Origin of the sequence: Oceanobacillus neutriphilus (assembly GCF_014645515.1) — a bacterium.
GTDB classification, from domain to species: Bacteria; Bacillota; Bacilli; order Bacillales; family Amphibacillaceae; genus Oceanobacillus; species Oceanobacillus neutriphilus.
Genome location: NZ_BMLW01000011.1, coordinates 130,192 through 153,398, shown reverse-complemented (window position 1 = coordinate 153,398; position 23,207 = coordinate 130,192). Strand labels below are relative to the sequence as shown.

Genomic DNA, 23,207 nt, shown 5'->3' with positions numbered 1-23,207 from the left:
CAGAAAATTTCGCGAGCAGACTGGAAAAGGTTTTTAAAATCCTTCTTTGACGGTATATTTTAACGCGTCTTACAGACGGACAATAACAGTTGCGAATTAATTTGAAATGCTTTAAGATTGTAATGAGAATAAATTGAGAATGAATATATTATTCATTTCATTTAAAATAAAGTTTTGGAGGTATGATTTATGTCAGGCTCAGTATTAGAAGTTAAGAATCTTCATGTATCCATTGAAGACAAAGAGATATTAAAAGGGGTAGACCTAACGGTTAAGGGTGGAGAATTCCATGCAATCATGGGACCAAACGGTACAGGTAAATCCACATTGGCATCTGCAATCATGGGACATCCTAAATATGAAGTAACAGAGGGAACGATCACACTTGACGGGGAAGATGTATTAGAGATGGAAGTAGATGAACGTGCCCGCGCAGGTCTATTTCTAGCAATGCAGTACCCAAGTGAAATTAGCGGTGTAACAACTTCTGACTTCCTTCGTTCTGCGATCAATGCAAAACGTGAAGAAGGCGATGAAATTCCATTGATGAAGTTTATCAAAGAACTTGACAAAGATTTAGACTATCTTGATATAGATCAGAATATGGCAACACGTTACCTGAATGAAGGCTTCTCCGGCGGAGAGAAAAAACGTAACGAAATTCTGCAATTAATGCAATTAAAACCAGATATTGCTATTCTTGATGAAATTGATTCAGGACTTGATATCGACGCATTGAAAGTAGTATCAAAAGGAATCAATAAAATGCGTTCTGATAACTTTGGATGCTTAATTATTACTCACTACCAACGTCTATTAAACTACATTACACCTGACTTTGTTCACGTAATGATGCAGGGCCGTGTTGTGAAATCAGGCGGACCTGAGCTTGCAAAACGCCTTGAAGCAGAAGGCTATGAGTGGATTAAAGAAGAATTAGGAATTGAAGACGAAGAAACTGCAGAACAAAACGCGTAATGTAAGGAGGGGTAATCATGACTGTAGAAACCAAGCTTCCATTCAATCAAGAATATATTCAAGCATTTTCCAAAGACCGCAATGAACCGGGCTGGATGGCTACGCTTCGTTCAAAAGCTTTGGAAATGGCTGATTCACTAGATATGCCAAAACCGGATAAAACAAAAATTTCAAACTGGAACTTTACTGACTTCCAGCATTCTTATAAAGAAGCAGCTAAAATTGCTTCCCTTGATGAACTGCCTGAAGAGCTGAAAGCATACTTTGATAAAGATGCCAGCATGGAGAACTTATATATTCAACGTAATCAAACTGCGGCATATAACAGTCTTTCTCAGGAGCTTCAGGATAAAGGTGTAATTTTCACTGATATTTTCACAGCGATGAATGAGCATAGCGAGTTAGTAGAAAAATATTATATGAGTGATGCTGTTGCAGTTGATCAGAACCGTTTGACAGCACTTCATGCTGCACTTATGAACGGCGGAGTATTTGTATACGTTCCTAAGAATCTGCAAATAGAAGATCCGCTTCAGGCAATCTTTTGGCAGGAGGATACAGACAGCGCACTGTTAAATCACGTGCTTGTTGTAGCAGAAGAAGGAAGCTCTGTTACTTATGTAGAAAACTATATTTCTCATAATGATACAGAAGAAACTGTTGCCAACCTTGTGACAGAAGTATTTGCTCATGATAACGCACAGGTTGCATATGGTGCAGTAGATAACTTTGCGGCAGGTACGACAACATATGTAAATCGCCGCGGAGTAGCTCAGCGTGATGCACAAATCAACTGGGCGCTTGGTCAAATGAATGATGGAAATACAGTTTCTGAGAATATCACTTATCTGTTAGGTGATAATGCAAATTCGGAAGCAAAAGCTGTATCTGTAGGACGCGGAAAGCAAACACAAAACTTTACCTCGAGTATTCGCCAATTTGGTAAAGAAACAGACGCATATATTCTACAACGTGGTGTTATGAAAGGTGGAGCCTCCACTATCTTTAACGCTATTGGTAAAATTGAACACGGTGCAACAAAATCGAATTCTGAGCAAGAATCTCGCGTATTAATGCTAAGTGAAAAATCCCGCGGAGATGCTAATCCGATCCTTCTTATTGATGAAGATGACGTAACAGCAGGTCACGCTGCTTCTGTAGGCCGTGTTGATCCATTGCAGATGTACTACCTTATGAGCAGAGGGCTGGAGCAGGAAGAAGCAGAACGATTAGTTATTCATGGTTTCTTAGCTCCTGTAGTATCTCAAATTCCAATTGAGTCTGTCCGTAAACAATTAACACAAGTGATCGAAAGGAAAGTTTATTAATGGATGTAAAAGCCATTAAAGAACAATTTCCGATCCTTCAACAGGAAGTAAACGGGCATCCCTTAGTATATTTGGATTCTTCCGCAACCTCACAAAAACCGGTTCAGGTTATTGAAGCGGTGAGTGATTATTATAAATATAATAATTCCAACGTTCACCGCGGGGTGCATACCTTGGGATCAAGAGCAACTGATCAGTATGAGGGAGCACGTGAAAAGGTTCGGGAATTTATTAATGCGAAGAGCACAAAAGAAATCATCTTTAACCGGGGGACAACAGCGGGGCTGAACCTGGTAGCATCGAGCTACGCAAGAGCCAATGTAGGCTCCGGTGATGAGATAGTGATTACGCCAATGGAGCATCATAGTAATTTGATTCCCTGGCAGCAGGCTGCTAAAGCAACCGGAGCCCGTTTAGTATATTTGCCATTACAGGAAGACGGTACGGTTTCACTTGATGATGTTAGAGATACTGTAAATGAAAAAACAAAAATCGTTGCGATAACACATGTTTCCAATGTTCTTGGAACGATTAATCCAATAAAAGAAATCACGGAAATAGCACACCAGCACCATGCTGTTATGGTTGTAGATGGTGCACAGGGAGCTCCGCATATCAAAGTGGATGTGCAGGATATTGATTGTGATTTTTATGCTTTTTCAGGCCATAAAATGTGTGGACCAACTGGAATAGGCGTTCTTTATGGTAAACAGGAGCTTTTAGAAAATATGGAGCCGGTTGAATTTGGCGGAGAGATGATTGACTTTGTGAATCTATATGATTCTACTTGGAAGGAGCTGCCTTGGAAATTTGAAGGCGGTACCCCTATCATTGCTGGAGCGATTGGGCTTGCAGCAGCAATCGACTTCCTAAACGAAATCGGTCAGGATGAAATACTGGCTCACGAGACAGAGCTGGCAGCCTATGCGTTAGAGCAATTGCAAACAATCGATGGTATTCAGATTTATGGACCTCGGAAACGGGCAGGGCTGGTGACCTTTAATCTGGATGACGTACATCCGCATGATACTGCGACAGTTCTTGATGCGGAAGGAATCGCTGTCCGGGCCGGTCATCATTGTGCACAGCCTTTAATGAAATGGTTAGATGTGGTTGCAACAGCCAGAGCCAGTTTCTATCTCTATAATACGAAAGAGGATATTGATCTTTTAGTTGCTGGGCTGTTAAAGACAAAGGAGTATTTTGGGAATGGCTTTGAATAACCTCGATACACTTTATAGACAAGTTATTATGGATCATTATAAAAATCCGCGTAATAAAGGAACACTGGAAAAGGATTCTGTGACAGTCGATATGAATAATCCGACCTGCGGTGACCGTATTCAATTGCAGTTAGACATCCAGGATGGAATTGTAAAGGATGCGAAGTTCCAGGGAGAAGGATGCTCCATCAGTATGGCATCTGCATCCATGATGACACAGGCGATTAAGGGACTGGAAGTAGAAACGGCACTAAAAATGTCAGAAATGTTCTCTAAAATGATGTTAGGAGAAGACATCGATTCAGAGGATATGGGCGACATTGAAGCACTTCAGGGAGTTTCTCAATTTCCTGCACGGATTAAATGTGCAACACTTGCATGGAAAGCGATGGAAAAGGGAGTGCATGATGAATAAGACAGAGGTTTTTCTTCTGTCAGAGGGAGGTTATTAACAATGGCAAAAAATATGCCGGAAATTGAAGAGTATAAATATGGATTTCATGATAAAGACGTATCTATTTTCCGTACAGAAAAAGGATTAACGCCAAATATTGTTAAAGAAATTTCGAAAATGAAGGAAGAACCGCAGTGGATGCTTGACTACCGTCTGAAGGCATTAGAGCATTTCTACAAGCGTCCAATGCCGCAATGGGGCGGGGACCTTACTGGTTTAGACTTCGATGAGATTGTTTACTATGTTAAACCTTCTGAAAAGCAAGGCAGAACATGGGATGAGGTGCCTGCAGAAATCAAGCAGACTTTTGATAAATTAGGTATCCCGGAAGCAGAGCAAAAATATCTTGCCGGTGTATCCGCACAGTATGAGTCAGAAGTAGTTTACCACAGCTTGAAGGAAGACCTTAAGGATCTTGGTATTGTATTTAAAGATACAGATACTGCACTGAAAGAAAACGAAGAATTATTTAAAGAATACTTTGGAACAGTTATTCCTTATGCTGATAATAAGTTCGCTGCATTAAACTCTGCAGTATGGTCTGGCGGATCATTTATTTATGTACCAAAAGGCGTAAAAGCAACAACACCATTACAAGCTTACTTCCGTATTAACTCTGAAAATATGGGACAGTTTGAACGTACACTCATCATTGTTGATGAAGATGCATCTGTACACTATGTAGAAGGCTGTACAGCACCGGTTTATACAACAAACTCTCTTCACAGTGCTGTTGTAGAAATTATTGTTAAGAAAGATGGCTACTGCCGTTATACAACAATCCAAAACTGGGCGAACAATGTATATAACCTTGTTACAAAACGTGCAGTTTGTGATGCAAATGCAACGATGGAATGGATTGATGGAAACATCGGTTCCAAGCTGACTATGAAATATCCATCTATCCTTCTAAAAGGAGAAGGCGCACGCGGAAATACGCTGTCTATCGCTTTAGCAGGAAAGGGACAATTGCAGGATGCTGGTGCGAAAATGCATCACCTGGCACCAAATACGTCTTCAACCATTGTTTCTAAATCCATCTCTAAGCAGGGCGGTAAAGTATCTTACCGCGGTTTAGTACACTTTGGACGTAAAGCGGACGGAGCCCGCGCTAATATCGAGTGTGATACACTTATTATGGATAATGAATCGACTTCCGATACCATTCCATATAATGAAATTCTTAACGACAATATTTCCTTAGAGCACGAAGCAAAAGTTTCTAAAGTATCTGAGGAACAGCTCTTCTATCTAATGAGCCGCGGCTTAACAGAAGAAGAAGCAACAGAAATGATTGTTATGGGCTTCATTGAACCATTTACAAAAGAACTGCCAATGGAATATGCTGTTGAGATGAACAGATTGATCAGCTTCGAAATGGAAGGTTCAATAGGATAAAAATTAAGAAACTATAATGAAAAAGTGACTACTCAAATTTATATGAGGTAGTCACTTTTTTTATTATCACAATGCAATCTGCATTCCCAATTGATCGTATAAACTCCTACAAATTAAAAATTAAATTGTAATAAGAAAAAAGAAAGAACTTTTAAAAAGGGTGAAACCAGATTCTCAGGAGACGCAGGATAACTCTCCTGCTTCCGCAATATTAAATGACGACGGCAATGTGGACATTTACTGGAAATACAGGTCTAAAAAACTAATGAATGAGGATAGATTATTAGACCAAAAATCTTCTAAAAAGAAAGGTTGAAATCTAACACTAAAAAAGAGTCAGTCTCTTTTCAAAAAGCATACTTAGGAGATTACAATGTTTTAATCGTTACAGGAAATAACGGGCCTGTTTATCGTGATATGCTCCTGAATTGCGGCATAAAAGCTGATTTTATTGATCCTTTTGAAAAATCCCCTGTTCATTTTAAGACATGCCCTAAAACGTCCTGATTTTGTTATTATCTGAACCGACAGTACTCCTCGTTATGTTTTAGAATTACTGGAAGAAGATCAGGGAAACAACTATGTGCTTGTTTATAATTCAAATGAGTATAATGTTTACCTTGGTTTAAAATTTGCAATTGTAGATTATCAATACAATGATTAATGATTAAAATCTATTTCAATCATCATTTATAGACTATGTTATATGTATATAGGCTCCATTCGTACCAAATAATGCAGTATTCAACCTCATTTTTCTTCCATTTGTGGTGTAAATAATGATAGGCTAATGAAAAGGTCTTATGATAAAGTCAGGAAAAGAATAGGAGGAACTAAAATGAAAAAGCTTTTATTATCATTATTTACCCTTTTGCTTGCAGGTGTATTGACTGCATGCAGTAGTGGTGAAGATGCAACAGAAACAGAAGACACAGCAGATAATTCTTCTGCAACAGAAGAGGACGGGGCTGCTGAAGGGACAGAAGAAGAGAGTGGCGAAGGAAATGGAGGCTTCTTATGGAAGGTGGAGTCTGGTGATACAGAAATGTATTTACAGGGAACGATTCACTTAGGAAACGATGATTTCTACCCGTTAGACCCTGCTATTGAAGAAGCATTTGACAGTGCAGATGTTGTGCTGCCCGAATTTAATTTGCTGGAAGAAACGCCTTCACAGCAAGAAGTATTAGAATATGCTACATATGAAGATGACAGTACACTGGAAGAAGAGCTGCCGGAAGATACATATGCGGAGCTGGCATCTATTTTTGAGGAGAATGGTTTGGATTTAGAATCTATGAATGAATTCCAACCATGGTTCGTGGAGATGATGCTGCTTGAACTTGTCACCATGACGAGTGACGTCGATTCACAAGCTGCTGTTGATTTATATTTTCTTGAAAAAGCAACAGAGGACGGGAAAGAAATTGTTTCTTTAGAAAGTGCGGAAGAACAATTTGAGATACTTAGCGGTTACTCTATGGAAACACAAATACAGACATTGGAATTAGCTGTTGATGGATATGATGAAGCTGGTGAGGAAATGGAAGAGCTCGCTGACGCATGGCTTAAGGGAGATATCGAATCGATGGAAAGTATGTCCGCTGGATATGATGAAGCAGGAATTAATGATGAGTATATGGAAGAATTGAATGATAAGCGGAATATGGATATGGCAAACAGTCTGGATGAAATTTTACAGGAGGACAGCGGTCAGGTTTATTTTGTTTTTGTAGGGACGGCTCATTTCACCGTTGATCCAAGTATTATAACGGAGCTTGAAGAAAAAGGCTATGACGTGGAGCACGTATATTAAATCTAATCATATGTAAAATAACTTTAAAAATCTCGTAAGTACGCGCATACTTACGAGATTTTTCTATAATTGTAACGAAATGACAGAGAATTTTTATCTGAAGCGGAAACAGTAAAATCATAAGTATATTTAAAAAGTCATAAAATGTACATTTGAACTCTCTGGCAACTTCGTTTATGATTTAACTATATATAGTAATGGTTTTGGTTTAATGTACTATATATAGTTTTTTGGCAAGTTGAATAGGGAGGAATAGAAGATGGTAGAAATAAAAGAATCCCCTGCAAGCACAAATATAGATTTAATGCAGGGTTTTGAGGATATTGTATCCAGCTCTAATCAGGATTTAATCCAGGAGAATGCAAATGTTGATGGAAAATCACCATGTGGGCAAATGAACAAATTTGCCAGTGAGAGTGCTAAATTTTATGCAAAACAAAAGATGCTGAATCCGGAAGCAAGGCAGGCAATGAAGGATAACTATATTCATATTCATGATTTAGATTATATGCCTACTGGGACATCGACCTGCTGTCAAATTCCTTTAGGAAAATTATTGGAAAAAGGATTTAACACAGGCCATGGACATATGCGATCCCCGCAAAGCATTATGAGTGCGATGGCATTGGCGGCAATTGTTTTTCAAAGTAACCAAAATCAACAGCACGGCGGTCAGAGCTTTCAAGCATTTGATTATGATTTGGCTCCCTATGTGAAGAAATCCTATGAAAAACGGCTGCATAAATTACAGCAATATCAACTTCCTCTTGATCAAAAAGAATTGGAGACCTTAGCCTGGAATGAAACAGATCAGGAATGTTATCAAGCCTGTGAAGCATTCATACATAATTTAAATAGTCTCCATTCAAGAAGTGGCGGTCAAGTTCCATTTACATCTATTAATTATGGGACAGATACAAGCAGGGAGGGAAGGCTGATTATAAAGAATCTTCTTTTAGCTACACAGTCAGGATTGGGAAAAGGAGAGACCCCTATTTTTCCAATTCAAATTTTTAAAATGAAAAAAGGAGTTAATTTTTACAAAGACGAGCCAAACCATGACTTGTATCAGTTAGCTCTCGAAACAACGGCAAAACGGCTTTTTCCAAATTTCAGCTTTATTGATGCACCGTTTAACTTAGCTTATTATGAAGAAGGAAATCCTGATTCAGAAGTAGCTTATATGGGCTGCCGTACGCGTATTATGGCGAATCGGCATGGAGAGGAAAACAGTGTAGGACGTGGAAATATTTCGTTCACCAGTATTAATCTAGTAAAAATAGCTCTTACAGCTTCAACTATGGAAGCATTTATGCAGAAGTTAGAGGATTATGCAGAAATCATCATCCGTCAATTATATGAACGATATTTATTTCAGACGAATAAACTTGTGAATAATTTCACTTTCTTGCATGGAGAAGGTGTCTGGACAGGCAGTGATGAACTTGATCCCGGAGATAGATTGGAAAAAGTGTTGAAGCAGGGGAGTTTAAGTATTGGTTTTATTGGTTTGGCAGAGTGTTTAAAAGCATTGACAGGCAAGCATCATGGAGAATCAGAGCAGGCACAGGAATTGGGAGAAAAGATTGTTTCCTTCTTACGGAAAAAATGTGATGAGGCTTCGGAAAGTTATAATTTGAATTATACGCTGATTGCAACACCTGCAGAAGGCTTAAGCGGCCGTTTTACAAAACAGGATCAAAAGGATTTCGGAGTGATAGAAGGAGTTACAGACAGAGACTATTATACGAACTCTTTTCATATCCCAGTGTACTATCCAATCCGTGCTGTGGAGAAAATAAAACGGGAAGCAGTATATCATCCATATACAAATGCTGGTCATATTACCTATATTGAAGTAGATGGAGATATCAGCAAAAATGTAAAAGCAATCGATACACTCGTAAAAACGATGGCTGAAAGCGGAATTGGATATGGCAGTATAAATCATCCAGTCGATCGCTGCAAAAGCTGCGGATACACAGGAATGATTGATAATGAATGTCCAGGCTGCGGGATAACCGATGAAAGACAATTTGACCGGATTCGGCGTATTACCGGCTATCTGGTAGGAACAATGGATAAATGGAATACTGCTAAGGCATCTGAAGAGCATGACAGAGTGAGGCATGTCTAATGGAAACGGCGAGAGTATTGTCTATCTATCATGATTCCGTTGTCGATGGGGAAGGACTGCGTACGGTTATATTCTTTGCCGGCTGTCCCCATTTCTGCAAAGGATGTCATAATCCAAGGTCATGGAATTTGCGAAATGGCACGGAAATGGAGGTACAGCAGATTGTTAAGGAAGCTTTGAACCCTTTAACAGATATTACATTAAGCGGTGGAGATCCCTTTTACCAGGCGGAAGCAGTGGCAAATGTTGCCAGACAATTGAAAGCACATGGTAAAAATATATGGGCTTATACAGGCTGGACAATAGAACAGCTGCTTGAAAATAAAGATCCGCATCAGCTGGAGCTTCTCAAATATGTAGATGTACTGGTGGACGGTCCATTTATTTTAGTAGAACGGGATTTAACCCTATCGTTTCGCGGAAGCCGGAATCAGCGGATTATTGAAATGAAGAAAACTATAATAGGATGAAACAGGTATCAAAAACTGATCTGGAAATGTAGTAAAAATCCAGGTCAGTTTTTTGATTTGTAGAAAATCACAATATAAGTTTCATACGCTTTAAAGTAGAAAATCAGTATATACTAGTAGTTAGATTAGTTAAATCGAACAGAAAAAATGGAAGTACATAAAAAAGACCGCTAAATTATTTTTAAAAGCATGAAAGAATAAGGGTGTAGTACAGCAAAAACATCTTCCAGGCAGGGAAAAGGTTTCAAGCTAATGAAAAAGGGTAATAGCTCAAGATAGAGATTTGTTGTTTAATGAATAGAAATGCATTAAAAACAGCAGATAGAATGAGGAGTAAAGTTTCTAAGGATATAAAGATAATAGTTAGCCGAAAAAATGAACAAGCAGGGAGATTTAGAAATGGAAGAGTATCAAAAAAAGACAGCAGATGTTCTTAAAGCACAGAATACCTCACAACAGGGCTTATCGAGTGAAGAAGTATCATCAAGACTTGAGAAATATGGCTATAATGAAATAGAAGATAAAGAAAAAATTCCGACGTGGAAGCTTTTCCTGGAAACCTTTAAAGATCCGATGGTTATTGTACTGCTGGCAGCCGCTGCTGTGCAAATACTAATTGGAGAATGGGTCGAGTCCATTATTATATTTCTTGTACTGTTAATCAATTCAGTGATTAGTGTTGTACAGACGAGAAAAGCAGAAAGCTCCCTGGAAGCATTGCGTGATATGTCCGCCCCGGAAGCCAAGATTATGCGGGATGGTACAGAAAAAACAATTGCTGCAAAAGAGCTTGTTCCCGGAGATATTGTCTACCTGGAGGCAGGAGATTATATTCCTGCTGATGGACGTGTGATAGAGAGTGGTTCTTTGCGGGTAAATGAAGGAATGCTTACTGGTGAATCTGAAGCTGTAGAGAAGAATACGGAGGTTATTGCGGAAGAAGCTGCTTTAGGAGATCGTCTGAATATGGTGTACAGCAGTTCCTTAGTTGTCTATGGACGGGGTACTTTTGTTGTGACAGGTACAGGCGGACAAACAGAGGTTGGTAAAATTGCCGATATGCTTTCCACTGCAGAGCAAAAGGAAACACCATTGCAGCAGAAATTAAATAGTTTCAGTAAGAAGCTTGGTGTAGGCATCCTTATTTTATGTATTGCCATTTTTGCTGTTCAGGCAGCTCGTATCTGGTTCGGAGACAGTGAGGCAAATACAACAACTGCATTATTAAATGCGTTGATGTTCTCTGTGGCAATTGCTGTTGCTGCCATTCCGGAGGCATTACAATCTATTGTAACTATTGTTTTATCTGTTGGTACGAATAAAATGGCAAAACAGCATGCGATTATCCGCAAGCTCCCGGCTGTAGAGACACTCGGTTCTACACGTATTATCTGTACGGACAAAACAGGTACATTAACACAGAATAAGATGACAGTTACGGATGATTTTTTACCGTTTCATAAAAATGAACGTTTACCTGAAAATCCTGATGATTGGGGGAAATCCGAGAAATTACTTGTTTATATTGCAGCGCTTTGTAATGATTCCTATATTAATCAGGATGAACAGGAGATTGGAGATCCGACGGAAGTTGCGTTAATTCAATTTGCGGATAAGCACGCTCACAGCTATCAGGAATTACGAAAAAAATATCCGAGAGAAGCGGAGCTCCCGTTTGATTCCGACCGTAAGCTGATGTCTACCGTACATCATATAGACGGGGAACGACTGTTATTTGTTAAAGGCGGGCCGGATGTCATGTTCCATAGAGCTGGTTATGCGCTGCTGGATGGTGAAGAGCAGCCCCTGACAGATGACTTGCTTGAGCGTTTTGAAGGTGCGAATGAAGACTTTTCCAATCAGGCTCTGCGTGTTCTGGCATATGGTTATAAACGTTTGCCAGAAAATCAGACAGAGATAACTTATGAAGATGAGAAGGATTTTGTATTAGTCGGTTTAACGGCAATGATGGATCCGCCGAGAGAGGCTGTATATGGCTCCATTGAAGAAGCAAAATCAGCAGGAATCCGGACAATCATGATTACAGGTGACCATAAAACGACAGCACAGGCAATCGGCAGAGATATCGGTCTGATGGGAGATAATGATATTGCCATCACGGGAAGAGAGCTCGATAAGATGTCAGATAAAGAATTAGAGGACAAGCTGGAGCAAATTTCTGTTTATGCCCGGGTATCACCTGAAAATAAAATAAGAATTGTACGCGCCTGGCAGCAAAAAGGTGCGGTAACGGCGATGACAGGTGATGGGGTGAATGACGCTCCTGCTTTAAAACAGGCGGATATCGGCATCGCCATGGGAAGCGGTACAGATGTATCCAAAGATTCCTCTGCAATGATTCTGACCGACGATAACTTTGTTTCTATTGTTAATGCTGTACAGGTTGGAAGAACTGTATTTGATAATATTAAAAAAGCGATCGGCTATTTATTTGCAGGAAACCTGGGAGCGATTATTGCTATTCTGTATGCTGTTATCTTTAACCTGCCAAATCCATTTACAGCATTACAGCTCTTGTTTATAAACCTAGTAAATGATTCCCTGCCTGCGATTGCACTCGGGGTAGAAAAATCAGAAGCCGGAGTTATGAAACGGAAGCCGCGTCCGGTAAATGAAGGGATATTTGCCGGCGGTACCTTGCAGACCGTTTTAACAAGGGGAATATTAATTGCAGCTGCAGTTATTATTTCTTTCTACATCGGCCTGTCTCATTCAAATGAAATGGGCGTTGCGATGGCATTTACCACATTAATTATGTCGCGTACGCTGCAGACCTTTGCAGCGCGTTCGAATACACAGACTTCAGTTAAGCTGGGCTTCTTCTCAAATAAATACGTAATTGGAGCAGTGGTATTAGGATTTGTTTTATATGGCATTACCCTGCTGCCATTTGCCAGAGAGGTATTTAATATCCCTCCTGAATTTGGTTTGGCAGAGTGGGGCACAGCTACTGGTTTAGCTGTAGCCGGAGTAATTTGTATGGAAATTGCTAAAATGTTTTTTAAAAAATCTCCAAAAGCTGAATAGACGATAAAGACCTTCTACATTTTACCGTTTTCATGCGGGGTAGAGGGTCTTTATAATTATGAAGGCTGATAAGAATCCATTTTACAGAATGAAAATATATCAAAAAGGAATTGGAAAACAAGCCATTTACAGGTATAGTAAATAATATTAATAAATTGGCTGCTTAAAACAGGCTAAGAAAATAAATAGTACATATCAGATTAGAGACAGTGGGAATAGAGAGGAGCATACATAAAGCATGGCATTTATTAGTGATTTTATTATTTATGTAATTATGGCATGTGCAGTTATAGGTGCATTTGCAGCGATAAAAAATGCGGAGACAGGGCTTGGAAGAGAATTTATGGAAGGTTTTTATGTGATTGGTCAGATATTTGTTCCCTGTGCCGGAATTATGGCCTCCATTCCCTACTTATCGCAGTTTATTTCTACGGTAATCGGCCCTTTTCTCAATCAATTTGGCATTGACTCTGCCATTGCAGCAACCTCCATGATAGCTGTGGATATGGGAGGCTATCAATTAGCGGATGTACTGGCGGAGACAAGGGAATCATGGATTATTGCCATGGTTATCGGTTATTTTTTAGGACCGACACTTACATTTTTGATACCGGTCGGGTTAGCACTTGTGAACAAAAAAGATTATAAATATATGGCTTTAGGGGTGATGGCCGGCATTTTAACAATCCCGGTTGGTATTCTGGTTTCCTGTCTGTTTATTGCTATTTCCAAACCAGAAATCAGAGAAGCTGTCTCAACGAATGCGACGTCTCTCTACCCGCTTTTGTTAAGCTTTTCGGAAATTCTAATTACAATGGTTCCGCTGATTATCTTTGTTCTTCTTTTGGCAATCGGCCTGAGGCTGTATCCGGATAAAATGATTAAAGGCTTTTTAATCTATGGGAAAATTTTAGATACAGGTATTAAATTAGTTCTGGTATTCTCCATTGTGGAGCATTTCACCGGATTTTTCAGCTTTGTATTTGGCAGCTGGGGATTTGATCCCATCATTGCAGATTCTGAGGATACCTTCAGAGCTCTGGAGGTTGCCGGCTTTATCGGTATCATGCTTGCCGGCTCATTCCCGTTTATTTATCTGTTCAGGAATCTATTTGCAAAGCCGCTTCAAAAGCTGGCTAAAGCGTTGGGAATGCAGGAAGTTGGAAGTATGGGGCTGGTGGCATCCGTAGCAAATACACTGGCAATGTTCCGCATGGTAAAGGATATGCCCGCTAAGGATAAGGTAATAAATATTGCATTCTCAGTCTGTATTGCTACGGTATTTGGTGACCATTTATCGTTCACAGCCAATTTTCAGCCCAATTTAATTTTGCCTATTATGCTGGGGAAAATTGTCGCAGCTTTCCTTTCTATTTATCTGGCATTTAAATTGTCCGTTCCAAAGGCTGTACAGTTAGAAAAAGAGGACAAACTGCAAACGCAAAAGGAATAATTTAAAGATTGGCTATTTTTTCGTTCTAATGTAAAGTTCTTGTTAAGTTTTGCTCAATTAGTCATTAAAAGTCCAACTCCATGCTATACTTAATTACTTAACAAAAAAATGAGGGCGGATCATGTTGATGAATAAGGATTATTTTCAGAGCAAACAAGAGCAGGCAAAAGCATATTTTCAAATCCTGCAGGCTCAAATACAACAAGAAGACTTTGCGTCGACATTGGCAGAGACGCTTCATCATTATCAGCAATCCAAAAGAAAAACTTGGCTAAATGTAGATAATTGGAAGTATCAGCCGGGTAAAACATTTATTTCCCAGCTTGCAAAAACGGGGCAGCTTGATTCTTACTTACATCGAAGTGTTTCATATATTTATTTTCGTGATCTTGGCAGAGATATTACCTCGGAAGCGATGCAGCACAGAATAGCCGTCGTAACAGAAGGTGTTAAAAATTATTTGAATAATAAAGAACAGCAAGTACCGTTCCATGTTACTGAGCTGTACCAAATGGCAGAGAAAGAATCATTGGAAGAGGCTTTCTTTTGGGTATCCGACAAACTGAGGCGTGTTTCCACAATACTTCCTGATGGATTGGATAAAAACGAAGCAAAACGTAAAATAATGAAAATTATTGCCGGAGTCGTCATGCATGAATTTGAAGAACTGGACGACGGACTGTCTAAAGAAACAAGAAGGCAGATGTTAGATCAGGCCGTCCGTACGGGCTATTATTATGGTCTGACTTACCCCTTGATTGATGATGTTCTGGATGCAGATATGCTAACAGCAGCTGAGAAGAAATCCTTTGCCTCTTTTATCCGGCAAACATTATTAGCAGGAGAAGTAATTCCGGTACAGGAGGCTGACTGGCAGGATAAGCATTGGGAGTTCATTTCTGCAGTGCATGAGGAATTGGCAGAAGCATTCTACTATTTAAAGTCATGTCAGCCAGAGGCAAATAGACAGATTTTCCTGGAAAATGCTTATTTATTTTTCGAAGCACAGGAACTGGACAGGCAAAAGCGATTAGATCATAACAATTATACAAATGAAGAACTGTACACATCCGTTATTTTAAAATCAGCTTCCTCCAGGCTGATTATCCGTTCTTTTAAACCTTTTTCAGAGGGTGAGAATATAGAGGAAAATATGTTTCATTATGGTATGTACAATCAGCTTGCTGATGATTTGGCAGATTTGGATGAAGATCTCGCAAATAAGAATGTAACGCCGTATACGTATTTTGTTACGTATCCTAATCAGAATTCCAGCTTAATAAATCCCTTTGCCATGTATTGGTCTGTGATTTATTACTTTGTCCATAAGCTTTATCCCGGGAAATCAGAGATAAGGGATATTATTCTGGACCGGGCAATCAACGGTCTGAAACGTTTGAAGGCAAAATTGGGAAAAGAACGTTATCAAGCTTTCAGGCATCAGTTTTCCTTTGATCCGGATTTTGACAGAGCTTTAGAAAAAATAGTAAACCGAAGTCACAATGTGGCCTTCTTTGATAAATGGATTCGCGATCAATTTTTAGATACATTAAAACAAAATAAACAATCAAAGATACAGTTCATAGCTAAAATGAAAGCTATAAAAGAACCATTGGAAGAGCATCTTACCTTTGAATCGAAGGGAAATGCCTTAAAAGAAGCAGCAAACTACAGTCTGTCAGGCAATGCCAAGCGTTTACGGCCGATTATGACTTGGATTATGGCAAAGGAAGGGCTTCAGCTTCCCGACAATGTAATATTGCCATTAGCAAAATCGGTAGAATTTATGCATACAGCCTCTCTTATCTTTGATGATCTGCCCTCCCAGGATAATGCTTCTGCTAGAAGAGGCAAGCAGACATTACATGAGAAATATAACCATGCAACCGCTGAACTGACCGGGCTCTGGTTAACACAGCGCGCGGTAGAAGAACAGGCTGTTATCAAGCATCCCGATCCCAACCGGCTTTTGGAGCTCATTGCTTATTCCACCCGGACTACGCAAAAGATGTGTCAGGGCCAATTCTTTGACCTGCATGCAAAAGGAAGCTCTTTAACGCTTGGTGAGTTAAGGCAATTATCGGTTTATAAAACCGGCCTTGGATTTGAAGCGGCGCTGATGATGCCGCTTATTATTGCCGGGGAGTCAGATGAGCGTAAGCAGGCCGTGAAGCAATTAGCTTATCACGCGGGGATTGCCTTTCAGATTAAGGATGATTTATTGGATATAACAGGTGATGCGAAGTTATTAGGCAAACAACCTGGCCAGGATCAACGGAACAATAGTTCGACCTTTGTTTCTATTCTGGGAAAAGAAGAAGCACAGAAGGAAATGTGGAAGCATTACCTGGAAGCGAGAAAAGAATTAGCAAAGCTTCCGGACATTCCTTTCTTTTATCAGCTGTTAGACTATTTGATATTGCGTGATCATTGATTTTGAGTCTTTAACTAAATCCGGTTAAATATCACATTCTGTTTTAGAGTGTGGGGTTTATCCGGATTTTTGTTTTGATAAATGATTATGAAGGAAGAAGAGAGGGTGGTTTTTGAAGAAATATACGATATAGATTACGCTATGTACGAGTAGTGTAAGAAAAGTATATTGGGATTTATATAATATGAAATATAATTCTCTTTAACGTTTAAAGTCTGCTTATTTAAATGAGGGGCTCAAAGGCAGGGGTTAATTCTTTATTATTTCGCATGAGGGAATGAATGGAATCTTATGTAATAAAGTGATTATGGTTGAAAATATGGAATAAATTAATTGAATGGGATAGTGCTTTCCTTAGGGAAGTGCTTTTTTTTATTCGTTTTACAAGCAATACTAGACTTGTTTCATTCGATTTAAATTTATATGAGTATATAATAACTGGTAAATTAGGATTATTTTTAATAAATTTACCTATAAATAGTTGACTGGTTTGATGTTTTCTTCTAGGTTTAGTTATAAAGAATGAAGCGACTAGGATGTTTTTCCTGCTGATTCGTTATAAAAAAGGAGATAAGCAGCTGACTAACCAGGAAGATTTAAACCATTTTGGAGAAGATAAGGTGATACATAACCTGCAAAATTTTGAAGTCTATTTGGAAGGGAAGATTCGTCTAAATGAAATTATCCTTAATAAGATATATATTAATTGGGATATTGGTTTGTCTAGTATTAACAGGCTGTAATGAAAAAGAAATTTCTGAAATGGACCCAAAAGATTTACCAGACGTAACGGCATTTCAGGATGAATTTACGCAGGAATTTATGGTATCGACGGAACCGGTAAAGGAAGGGTATTATTTAATGCAGTCAAAAACAGGGGAATATACGATGTTATATCCAGAAGATGCGGTATTAAGTAAAATACGGTATGATATGACAACCACAGATACAGGGGCTATTGAAAGGATTAGTTATGGTGCAGAATCCGATGATAAAGAATATCAATATTTTGTACGTATGATATATGATCACGGTGATTTAGGAGGAGATGTGGATAGATTTAAAAATATTATGAAGGGTCATACGCACTACGATGGTGAATATGAAGTAATAGAATATAAAGATAAAACCATTCATTATGCAATAACAGAATATGTTACATCTGATGGAGAAGGAATAGCGTATGGTTATATAGGAATTATTCAATTGAATAATTCAAATCAAGCAGTTGCTTATAATTATAACATTCTTACAGACTATGAAAATAATATTGACTTGGATAAGATAGAAAAAGAAGTAATAGAGATCATGGAATCGGTCGAATTTACAGAATAAGACGAAATCAATATTTTAAAATTACTAACAAGGTCTTTTATTTACTTAAAAATATGAAGAGGAGTTTCTCCTAAATGTTAAAAAAAGGAATTAACTATCTGCTATGTTGCACAGTAATCCTCTTATTTTTAGGGGGATGTATAAATATGAACGAAAAAGATATAAGTGAAATGGATCCCAAAGATTTACCAGATGTAACGGCATTTCAGGATGAATTTACCCGGGAATTTATGGTGTCGACGGAACCGGTAAAGGAAGGGTATTATTTAATGCAGTCAAAGACAGAAGAGTATACGATGCTTTATCCTGATGATGCAATTATAAATGATCTGGAATATGATGTGTCTACATCAAATACAGGAGCCTATGAAGGAATTAAATACGGGGAAGATTCTAAATATTATCAGTATTTTGTGCGTATGATATATAACCGTAGTGAGCGAGGAGGAGATATAGATAGGTTAAAAAATATTATGAAAGGTCATACACATTATGACGGTGAATATGAAGTGATGGAATATGAAGATAAAACCATTCACTATGGAACAACAGAATATGTAACTCGTAGTGGAAATACTATAGCTTGTATTTATATAGGAATTATTCAATCGAATAATTCAGATCAAGCAGTTTCTTATAATTATAACGTAACTACGGATTATGAAAATCATCTTGACTTAGATGAAATAGAGGAAGAAGTATTGGCAATTATGAAGTCAGTAGAATTTAAACAATAAGAAAAATTTAATAAAGTATAAAAATTTACCAAAAGAACAGAAACCTTCAGCAGTTTATGCATTACTCTCCCATTCTATGTTATTATTTTTCCATACATACTTAATCTGCAAACAGTTATTAAATGTGATATAGAAGTTTGATTCCTAATATGGGTAGAATCCCTACTCTTGAAAAAATGGAGTAGCGGCTGCCTGGCAGGACGAGGAGGGTGAACAGATATGCGAAAAAAAGATTTACCGTTAATGCTGCAAATGATGTTGTTCACCAGCGGATTAATCTGCTTAACACTGCTTGTTACAGGGCTGCTTATTGGATATAATCAGGCAGCAGAAACAAAGAAAACGCTTGCGGATAAAGCGAGTTTAAGTGCAAGCCATTTTGCCCGTATGCCTATCGTTGCCTCTGCGCTGGAACAAGGTGAAGCAGATAAAAACCTGCGTACCATTGCAGCGGAGATTCGTGAGGAGAATGACCTGCAATATATTGTACTGATGGATATGGAAGGCATCCGGCTGATGCACCCTGTTGCTGAACGGATTGGAGAACATTTCGTCGGCGGAGATGTAGACGCGGTGCTTGCAGGAAATCGCTATACCTCCGAGGCTGTTGGTACGTTGGGACCATCAATGCGGGCTTTTGAACCGGTTTATAATCAAGAGGGAACGCAGATTGGTGCGATTTCGGTAGGGATTTCAACAAAGGTCATTAACCAGGCTGTATGGGATAGTTTGAAAATTACTATTCTAGGTACAGCTTTAAGTCTGGTCCTGGGTTTAGCGGGCTCCTATTTTTTAGCAAGAAGGCTGAAAAAAACGTTGTTTGACCTGGAGCCTCAAGAGATTGCCTATATGATGGAAGAACGTGAAGCAATGCTTGATAGTGTTAGTGAAGGAGTTATTGCCATTAATGCAGACCATCAAATTATTATTGCTAATCCTTCGTCCGAATTTATGCTGGAACGGGCAGGCTACCAAGGGAATATTATTGGTGAAAAGATAATAGATGTCTGGCCGGAGCTTTCGCTGGAGGTATTATTAAGCGGAGAAAAAGCAGTCTATGATAAATCTGTGAGCTTTGGTAATGTAGAAATGATTACAAATAGTGTTTCCATTAAGGTGGATAAAAACAATGTCGGTGTGCTTGTTACTTTTCGAGATCGTAATGAACTGGATGCCATTATGAAGAAGCTGTCCGGAGTAGAATCCTATGCGCATACATTGCGGATGCAGACGCATGAGTTTATGAATAAGCTTCATATTATCGGAGCAATGGTTTATACAGAATCCTATGAGGAGCTTGCGGAATATGTGGACAGTCTTTCGCAGATTTATCAGCGGGAGACAGGAATGATTTCTGCGCATATCGATGATGTTGCTATTGCTGGATACCTTTTAACGAAATTAGAACGGCTGGAGCAGCTGCAAATTGATGTAGATATCCAGGGGGAGAACAAATGGCCGAGCCTTGCTGATCCGACTGCTGTTGACCGCTGGATTACGATTATTGGAAACAGTCTGGAAAACGCAGTCGATGCTATGGTTGGACAGAAGGAAAAAAAGATTACGCTGGTTTTTGATGTTTTCGATGAAGAGATATTCTATGAAATTCGTGATAATGGTGCAGGCTTTAATATCGAATATCTACCTTCTATCCTGGAAAAGGGCTATTCGACAAAAGGATGGAACCGCGGATACGGGATGACGATTATGATTAATGCGATCAAAGCAGGAAACGGAACCTATCATATCCAATCTGAAATCGGCGCAGGTGTGTGTTTACAAATTAAGATGCCATATGAACATCATGATGAAGAGAGGAATAATTCCAAATGATACGTATAGCTATTATTGAAGATGAGCCACTTATTTCTAAATTTCATCAGAAGTATATTGAGAAAATAGATGGTTTTTGTTGTGTTGGAAGCGTGGAAACAGTCGAAGAAGGTATCGGGCTGGCGAGACAGCCCGATGTTGATTTAATTTTACTGGACGTCTATTTACAGCGAAAAAATGGTCTGGATTTATTAAAGCAAATCCGCTTGGAGGAAATAAATGTGGATGTTATTTTAATTACCTCCGCCAATGACCAGCAGTCATTAAAAACAGGATATCGCTATGGTGTAGTGGACTATCTTTTGAAGCCATTTACCTTTGAGCGTTTCCGGGAATCCCTCCTGCGTTATAAGCAAACAGTGAGATTGGCAGAAGGAAAGGTGCATCAGGCAGAGGTGGATCGTTTATTCCACCCGCGTGAACAGCCTGTTTTAAAACCGGAAGACTTACCAAAAGGAATTACGAAAGAAACCTGCAGAAATATTCTGACGGTCATGATAGAGCATGAGGATTGGCTGTCTGCGGCAGATTTAAGCACCTATGCAAAAATTTCACATGTTTCCTTACGTAAATATTTACGTTTTTTTGAGGAGAAAAAGCTGATTGAAAAAAATGTGATTTATCATAATTTCGGACGTCCGTTGCAGCAATATAAACTCTCACGGACGGGAAAAGACAACCTCCAACAATTTTAGTTTCGATTAGTTAAAAAATATATACAAACAAAACAAAATAATCGAAAATAGAAGTGAGATTTAGTAAGCGTTTTCAAAATAGGGGGGAGTTTGATCCATGAATTATGTAACTTCAGCGTGGCAGGAGCTTTGGAAGCAGCATAAGCGCACGAAGAATTTATTAAATATTTTTGCCATTCATAAAAATGTTGCTGAGAAAACGAAAGATACAGATAAGCGTAAGGAAACTTCAACGAAGAATCGTGTAAATCAAGGGCAGCCTGGAAATTCGGGAGATGAACCTCCGAAGAAGGCTTATTCAAGGACGCAAATCGTTGGTTTAATTTTAGGTCCGTTATTATTTGTATTAACGATGGTGTTTTTTCAGCCGGAAGGATTATCCTTTGCTGGAAAGTCTGTTCTTGCTTCCACATTATGGGTCGCTACATGGTGGATTACAGAAGCACTGCCTATACCGGCTACTTCACTCCTGCCATTGATTTTGATCCCAATAACGGGAGCAATGGATGGCAAAGATGTAGCTTCTGCCTATGGAAATGATATAATTTTTCTATTTTTAGGCGGTTTTTTTATTGCAACAGCAATGGAGAAGTGGAACTTGCACAAACGCATTGCGCTTTTTATTATTGCAGTTATTGGAACAAGTATTCAACGGATTTTACTTGGTTTTATGGCAGCAACCGGTTTCCTTTCCATGTGGGTTTCCAATACGGCTGCGGTTATGATGATGATTCCAATGGGGCTGGCGATTACAGTCCAGGTAGCAAATGTTTTAAAAGGAAAGCCGGAGGAAAAGGAATTACCGAAATTTGAAAAATCCCTTATTTTTGGAATTGGGTATGCCGGGACGATTGGCGGTCTTGGAACACTAATTGGAACACCTCCAAATATTATTCTTGCAGGTCAGCTGGATGAATTATTCGGTGTAAGCCTTTCCTTTGCAACATGGATGCTGTTTGCTGTTCCTGTTGTTGTGCTTATGCTTTTCTTTACTTGGATATACCTGGGGAGATTTGCTTTTAAAACATCTATCAAGGAACTGCCCGGTGGAAGAGATCTCATTCAAAATGAAAGACATAAGCTGGGAAGGGTAGCATATGAAGAGAAAATTGTCGCATTTGTCTTCCTTTTTGCAGCATTAATGTGGATTACAAAGGATCTCTTATGGACAGGAACAATTATTAATATTCCGGGAATTTCTGATGGGATGATTGCTGTTTTGGCTGCGATATTATTATTTGCCATTCCAGCAAAAAAAGAATCGCGTATTCTGTCCTGGAAGGATTCCCGTGATATTCCCTGGGGTGTGCTCCTTCTGTTTGGAGGCGGTTTGGCAATTGCAGCAGGGTTTACACAGACGGGGCTATCTGATTGGCTTGGGCAGCAGCTGACCGTTTTAGATGGCTTCCATCTACTGGTGATTATTTCAGCAGCTACCTTAATGATTATGGCTCTGACGGAAATCACATCCAATACAGCAACAGCAACAATGATCTTACCTGTAGTCGGAGCATTGGCTGTCGCTTTAAATATCCATCCATTTGCATTGATGATACCATGCGCAATGGCAGCAAACTGTGCATTTATGCTGCCTGTCGGAACACCGCCGAATGCTATTATTTTTGGTACGGGAAAGCTGAAGATTATTGAAATGGTTAAATCAGGATTCTGGGTCAATGTTGTAGCGACAGCCATTATTATACTCGCTGTTTATTATCTTGTCCCGATAGTTTGGGGAATTGATTTATCTATTCTTCCAAGTGAGTTTAAGTAGATTAAGCAGATAAGAAAAAGAAATTCAGTAAAATAAGTAGGAAATAACCTTCAAAGCTAACTGCTTGAGGAAATATATTTAGAAAAAAGCGCAT

Annotated in this window: 16 protein-coding genes; all 16 read left to right on the top strand. The window is 39.0% G+C overall.

Annotated elements, in window-relative coordinates; all coding sequences use genetic code 11:
- Positions 1-189: 189 nt before the first annotated feature.
- The 16 genes from sufC to IEX29_RS18095 all read left to right on the top strand — a co-directional run bounded on the left by sufC (position 190) and on the right by IEX29_RS18095 (position 23,113).
- On the top strand, positions 190-978 hold the full coding sequence (gene sufC / locus IEX29_RS18170) for a Fe-S cluster assembly ATPase SufC (protein WP_188735937.1): 789 nt from the start codon (positions 190-192) through the stop codon (positions 976-978).
- Between the two features lie 17 nt (positions 979-995).
- Positions 996-2,306: a Fe-S cluster assembly protein SufD gene (gene sufD / locus IEX29_RS18165; RefSeq protein WP_188735935.1), complete on the top strand. Its 1,311-nt coding sequence runs from the start codon at positions 996-998 to the stop codon at positions 2,304-2,306.
- Positions 2,306-3,529 carry a cysteine desulfurase gene (locus IEX29_RS18160; protein WP_188735933.1) on the top strand — a complete coding sequence of 408 codons (1,224 nt, stop codon included), beginning with the start codon at positions 2,306-2,308 and terminating at the stop codon, positions 3,527-3,529. Before sufD ends, IEX29_RS18160 begins: the two co-directional genes overlap by 1 nt.
- Positions 3,516-3,944 carry a Fe-S cluster assembly sulfur transfer protein SufU gene (gene sufU / locus IEX29_RS18155; protein WP_188735931.1) on the top strand — a complete coding sequence of 143 codons (429 nt, stop codon included), beginning with the start codon at positions 3,516-3,518 and terminating at the stop codon, positions 3,942-3,944. Before IEX29_RS18160 ends, sufU begins: the two co-directional genes overlap by 14 nt.
- Positions 3,945-3,983: 39 nt before the next feature.
- Positions 3,984-5,381: a Fe-S cluster assembly protein SufB gene (gene sufB, locus IEX29_RS18150; protein ID WP_188735929.1), complete on the top strand. Its 1,398-nt coding sequence runs from the start codon at positions 3,984-3,986 to the stop codon at positions 5,379-5,381.
- Positions 5,382-6,219: 838 nt separating this feature from the next.
- Positions 6,220-7,197 carry a TraB/GumN family protein gene (locus IEX29_RS18145; RefSeq protein ID WP_188735927.1) on the top strand — a complete coding sequence of 326 codons (978 nt, stop codon included), beginning with the start codon at positions 6,220-6,222 and terminating at the stop codon, positions 7,195-7,197.
- A gap of 259 nt (positions 7,198-7,456) precedes the next feature.
- Positions 7,457-9,334 (top strand): anaerobic ribonucleoside triphosphate reductase, encoded by a 1,878-nt coding sequence (locus tag IEX29_RS18140; protein WP_188735924.1) that lies wholly within the window; start codon positions 7,457-7,459, stop codon positions 9,332-9,334.
- Positions 9,334-9,804 carry an anaerobic ribonucleoside-triphosphate reductase activating protein gene (gene nrdG, locus IEX29_RS18135; RefSeq protein WP_188735922.1) on the top strand — a complete coding sequence of 157 codons (471 nt, stop codon included), beginning with the start codon at positions 9,334-9,336 and terminating at the stop codon, positions 9,802-9,804. The genes IEX29_RS18140 and nrdG overlap by 1 nt, the downstream gene beginning before the upstream one ends.
- 399 nt (positions 9,805-10,203) lie before the next feature.
- Positions 10,204-12,852, top strand: a complete 2,649-nt coding sequence (locus IEX29_RS18130) for a cation-translocating P-type ATPase (protein WP_188735920.1) — start codon at positions 10,204-10,206, stop codon at positions 12,850-12,852.
- A 238-nt stretch (positions 12,853-13,090) separates the two neighbouring features.
- Entirely contained in the window at positions 13,091-14,305 is a 1,215-nt protein-coding gene (gene eutH / locus IEX29_RS18125; RefSeq protein WP_188735918.1) for an ethanolamine utilization protein EutH, read from the top strand.
- Between the two features lie 121 nt (positions 14,306-14,426).
- Positions 14,427-16,739 carry a polyprenyl synthetase family protein gene (locus IEX29_RS18120; protein ID WP_229720279.1) on the top strand — a complete coding sequence of 771 codons (2,313 nt, stop codon included), beginning with the start codon at positions 14,427-14,429 and terminating at the stop codon, positions 16,737-16,739.
- A 675-nt stretch (positions 16,740-17,414) separates the two neighbouring features.
- A complete protein-coding gene (locus IEX29_RS18115) occupies positions 17,415-18,074 on the top strand; it encodes a YvcA-related protein (RefSeq protein WP_188735916.1) in 660 nt (219 codons plus the stop codon).
- Positions 18,075-18,220: 146 nt separating this feature from the next.
- A complete protein-coding gene (locus IEX29_RS18110; RefSeq protein ID WP_188735914.1) occupies positions 18,221-18,811 on the top strand; it encodes a YvcA-related protein in 591 nt (196 codons plus the stop codon).
- 219 nt (positions 18,812-19,030) lie between these two features.
- Positions 19,031-20,644 carry an ATP-binding protein gene (locus tag IEX29_RS18105; protein WP_188735912.1) on the top strand — a complete coding sequence of 538 codons (1,614 nt, stop codon included), beginning with the start codon at positions 19,031-19,033 and terminating at the stop codon, positions 20,642-20,644.
- Positions 20,641-21,339 carry a response regulator gene (locus IEX29_RS18100; protein ID WP_188735909.1) on the top strand — a complete coding sequence of 233 codons (699 nt, stop codon included), beginning with the start codon at positions 20,641-20,643 and terminating at the stop codon, positions 21,337-21,339. The genes IEX29_RS18105 and IEX29_RS18100 overlap by 4 nt, the downstream gene beginning before the upstream one ends.
- A 97-nt stretch (positions 21,340-21,436) precedes the next feature.
- A complete protein-coding gene (locus tag IEX29_RS18095) occupies positions 21,437-23,113 on the top strand; it encodes an SLC13 family permease (RefSeq protein ID WP_188735906.1) in 1,677 nt (558 codons plus the stop codon).
- Positions 23,114-23,207 lie beyond the last annotated feature (94 nt).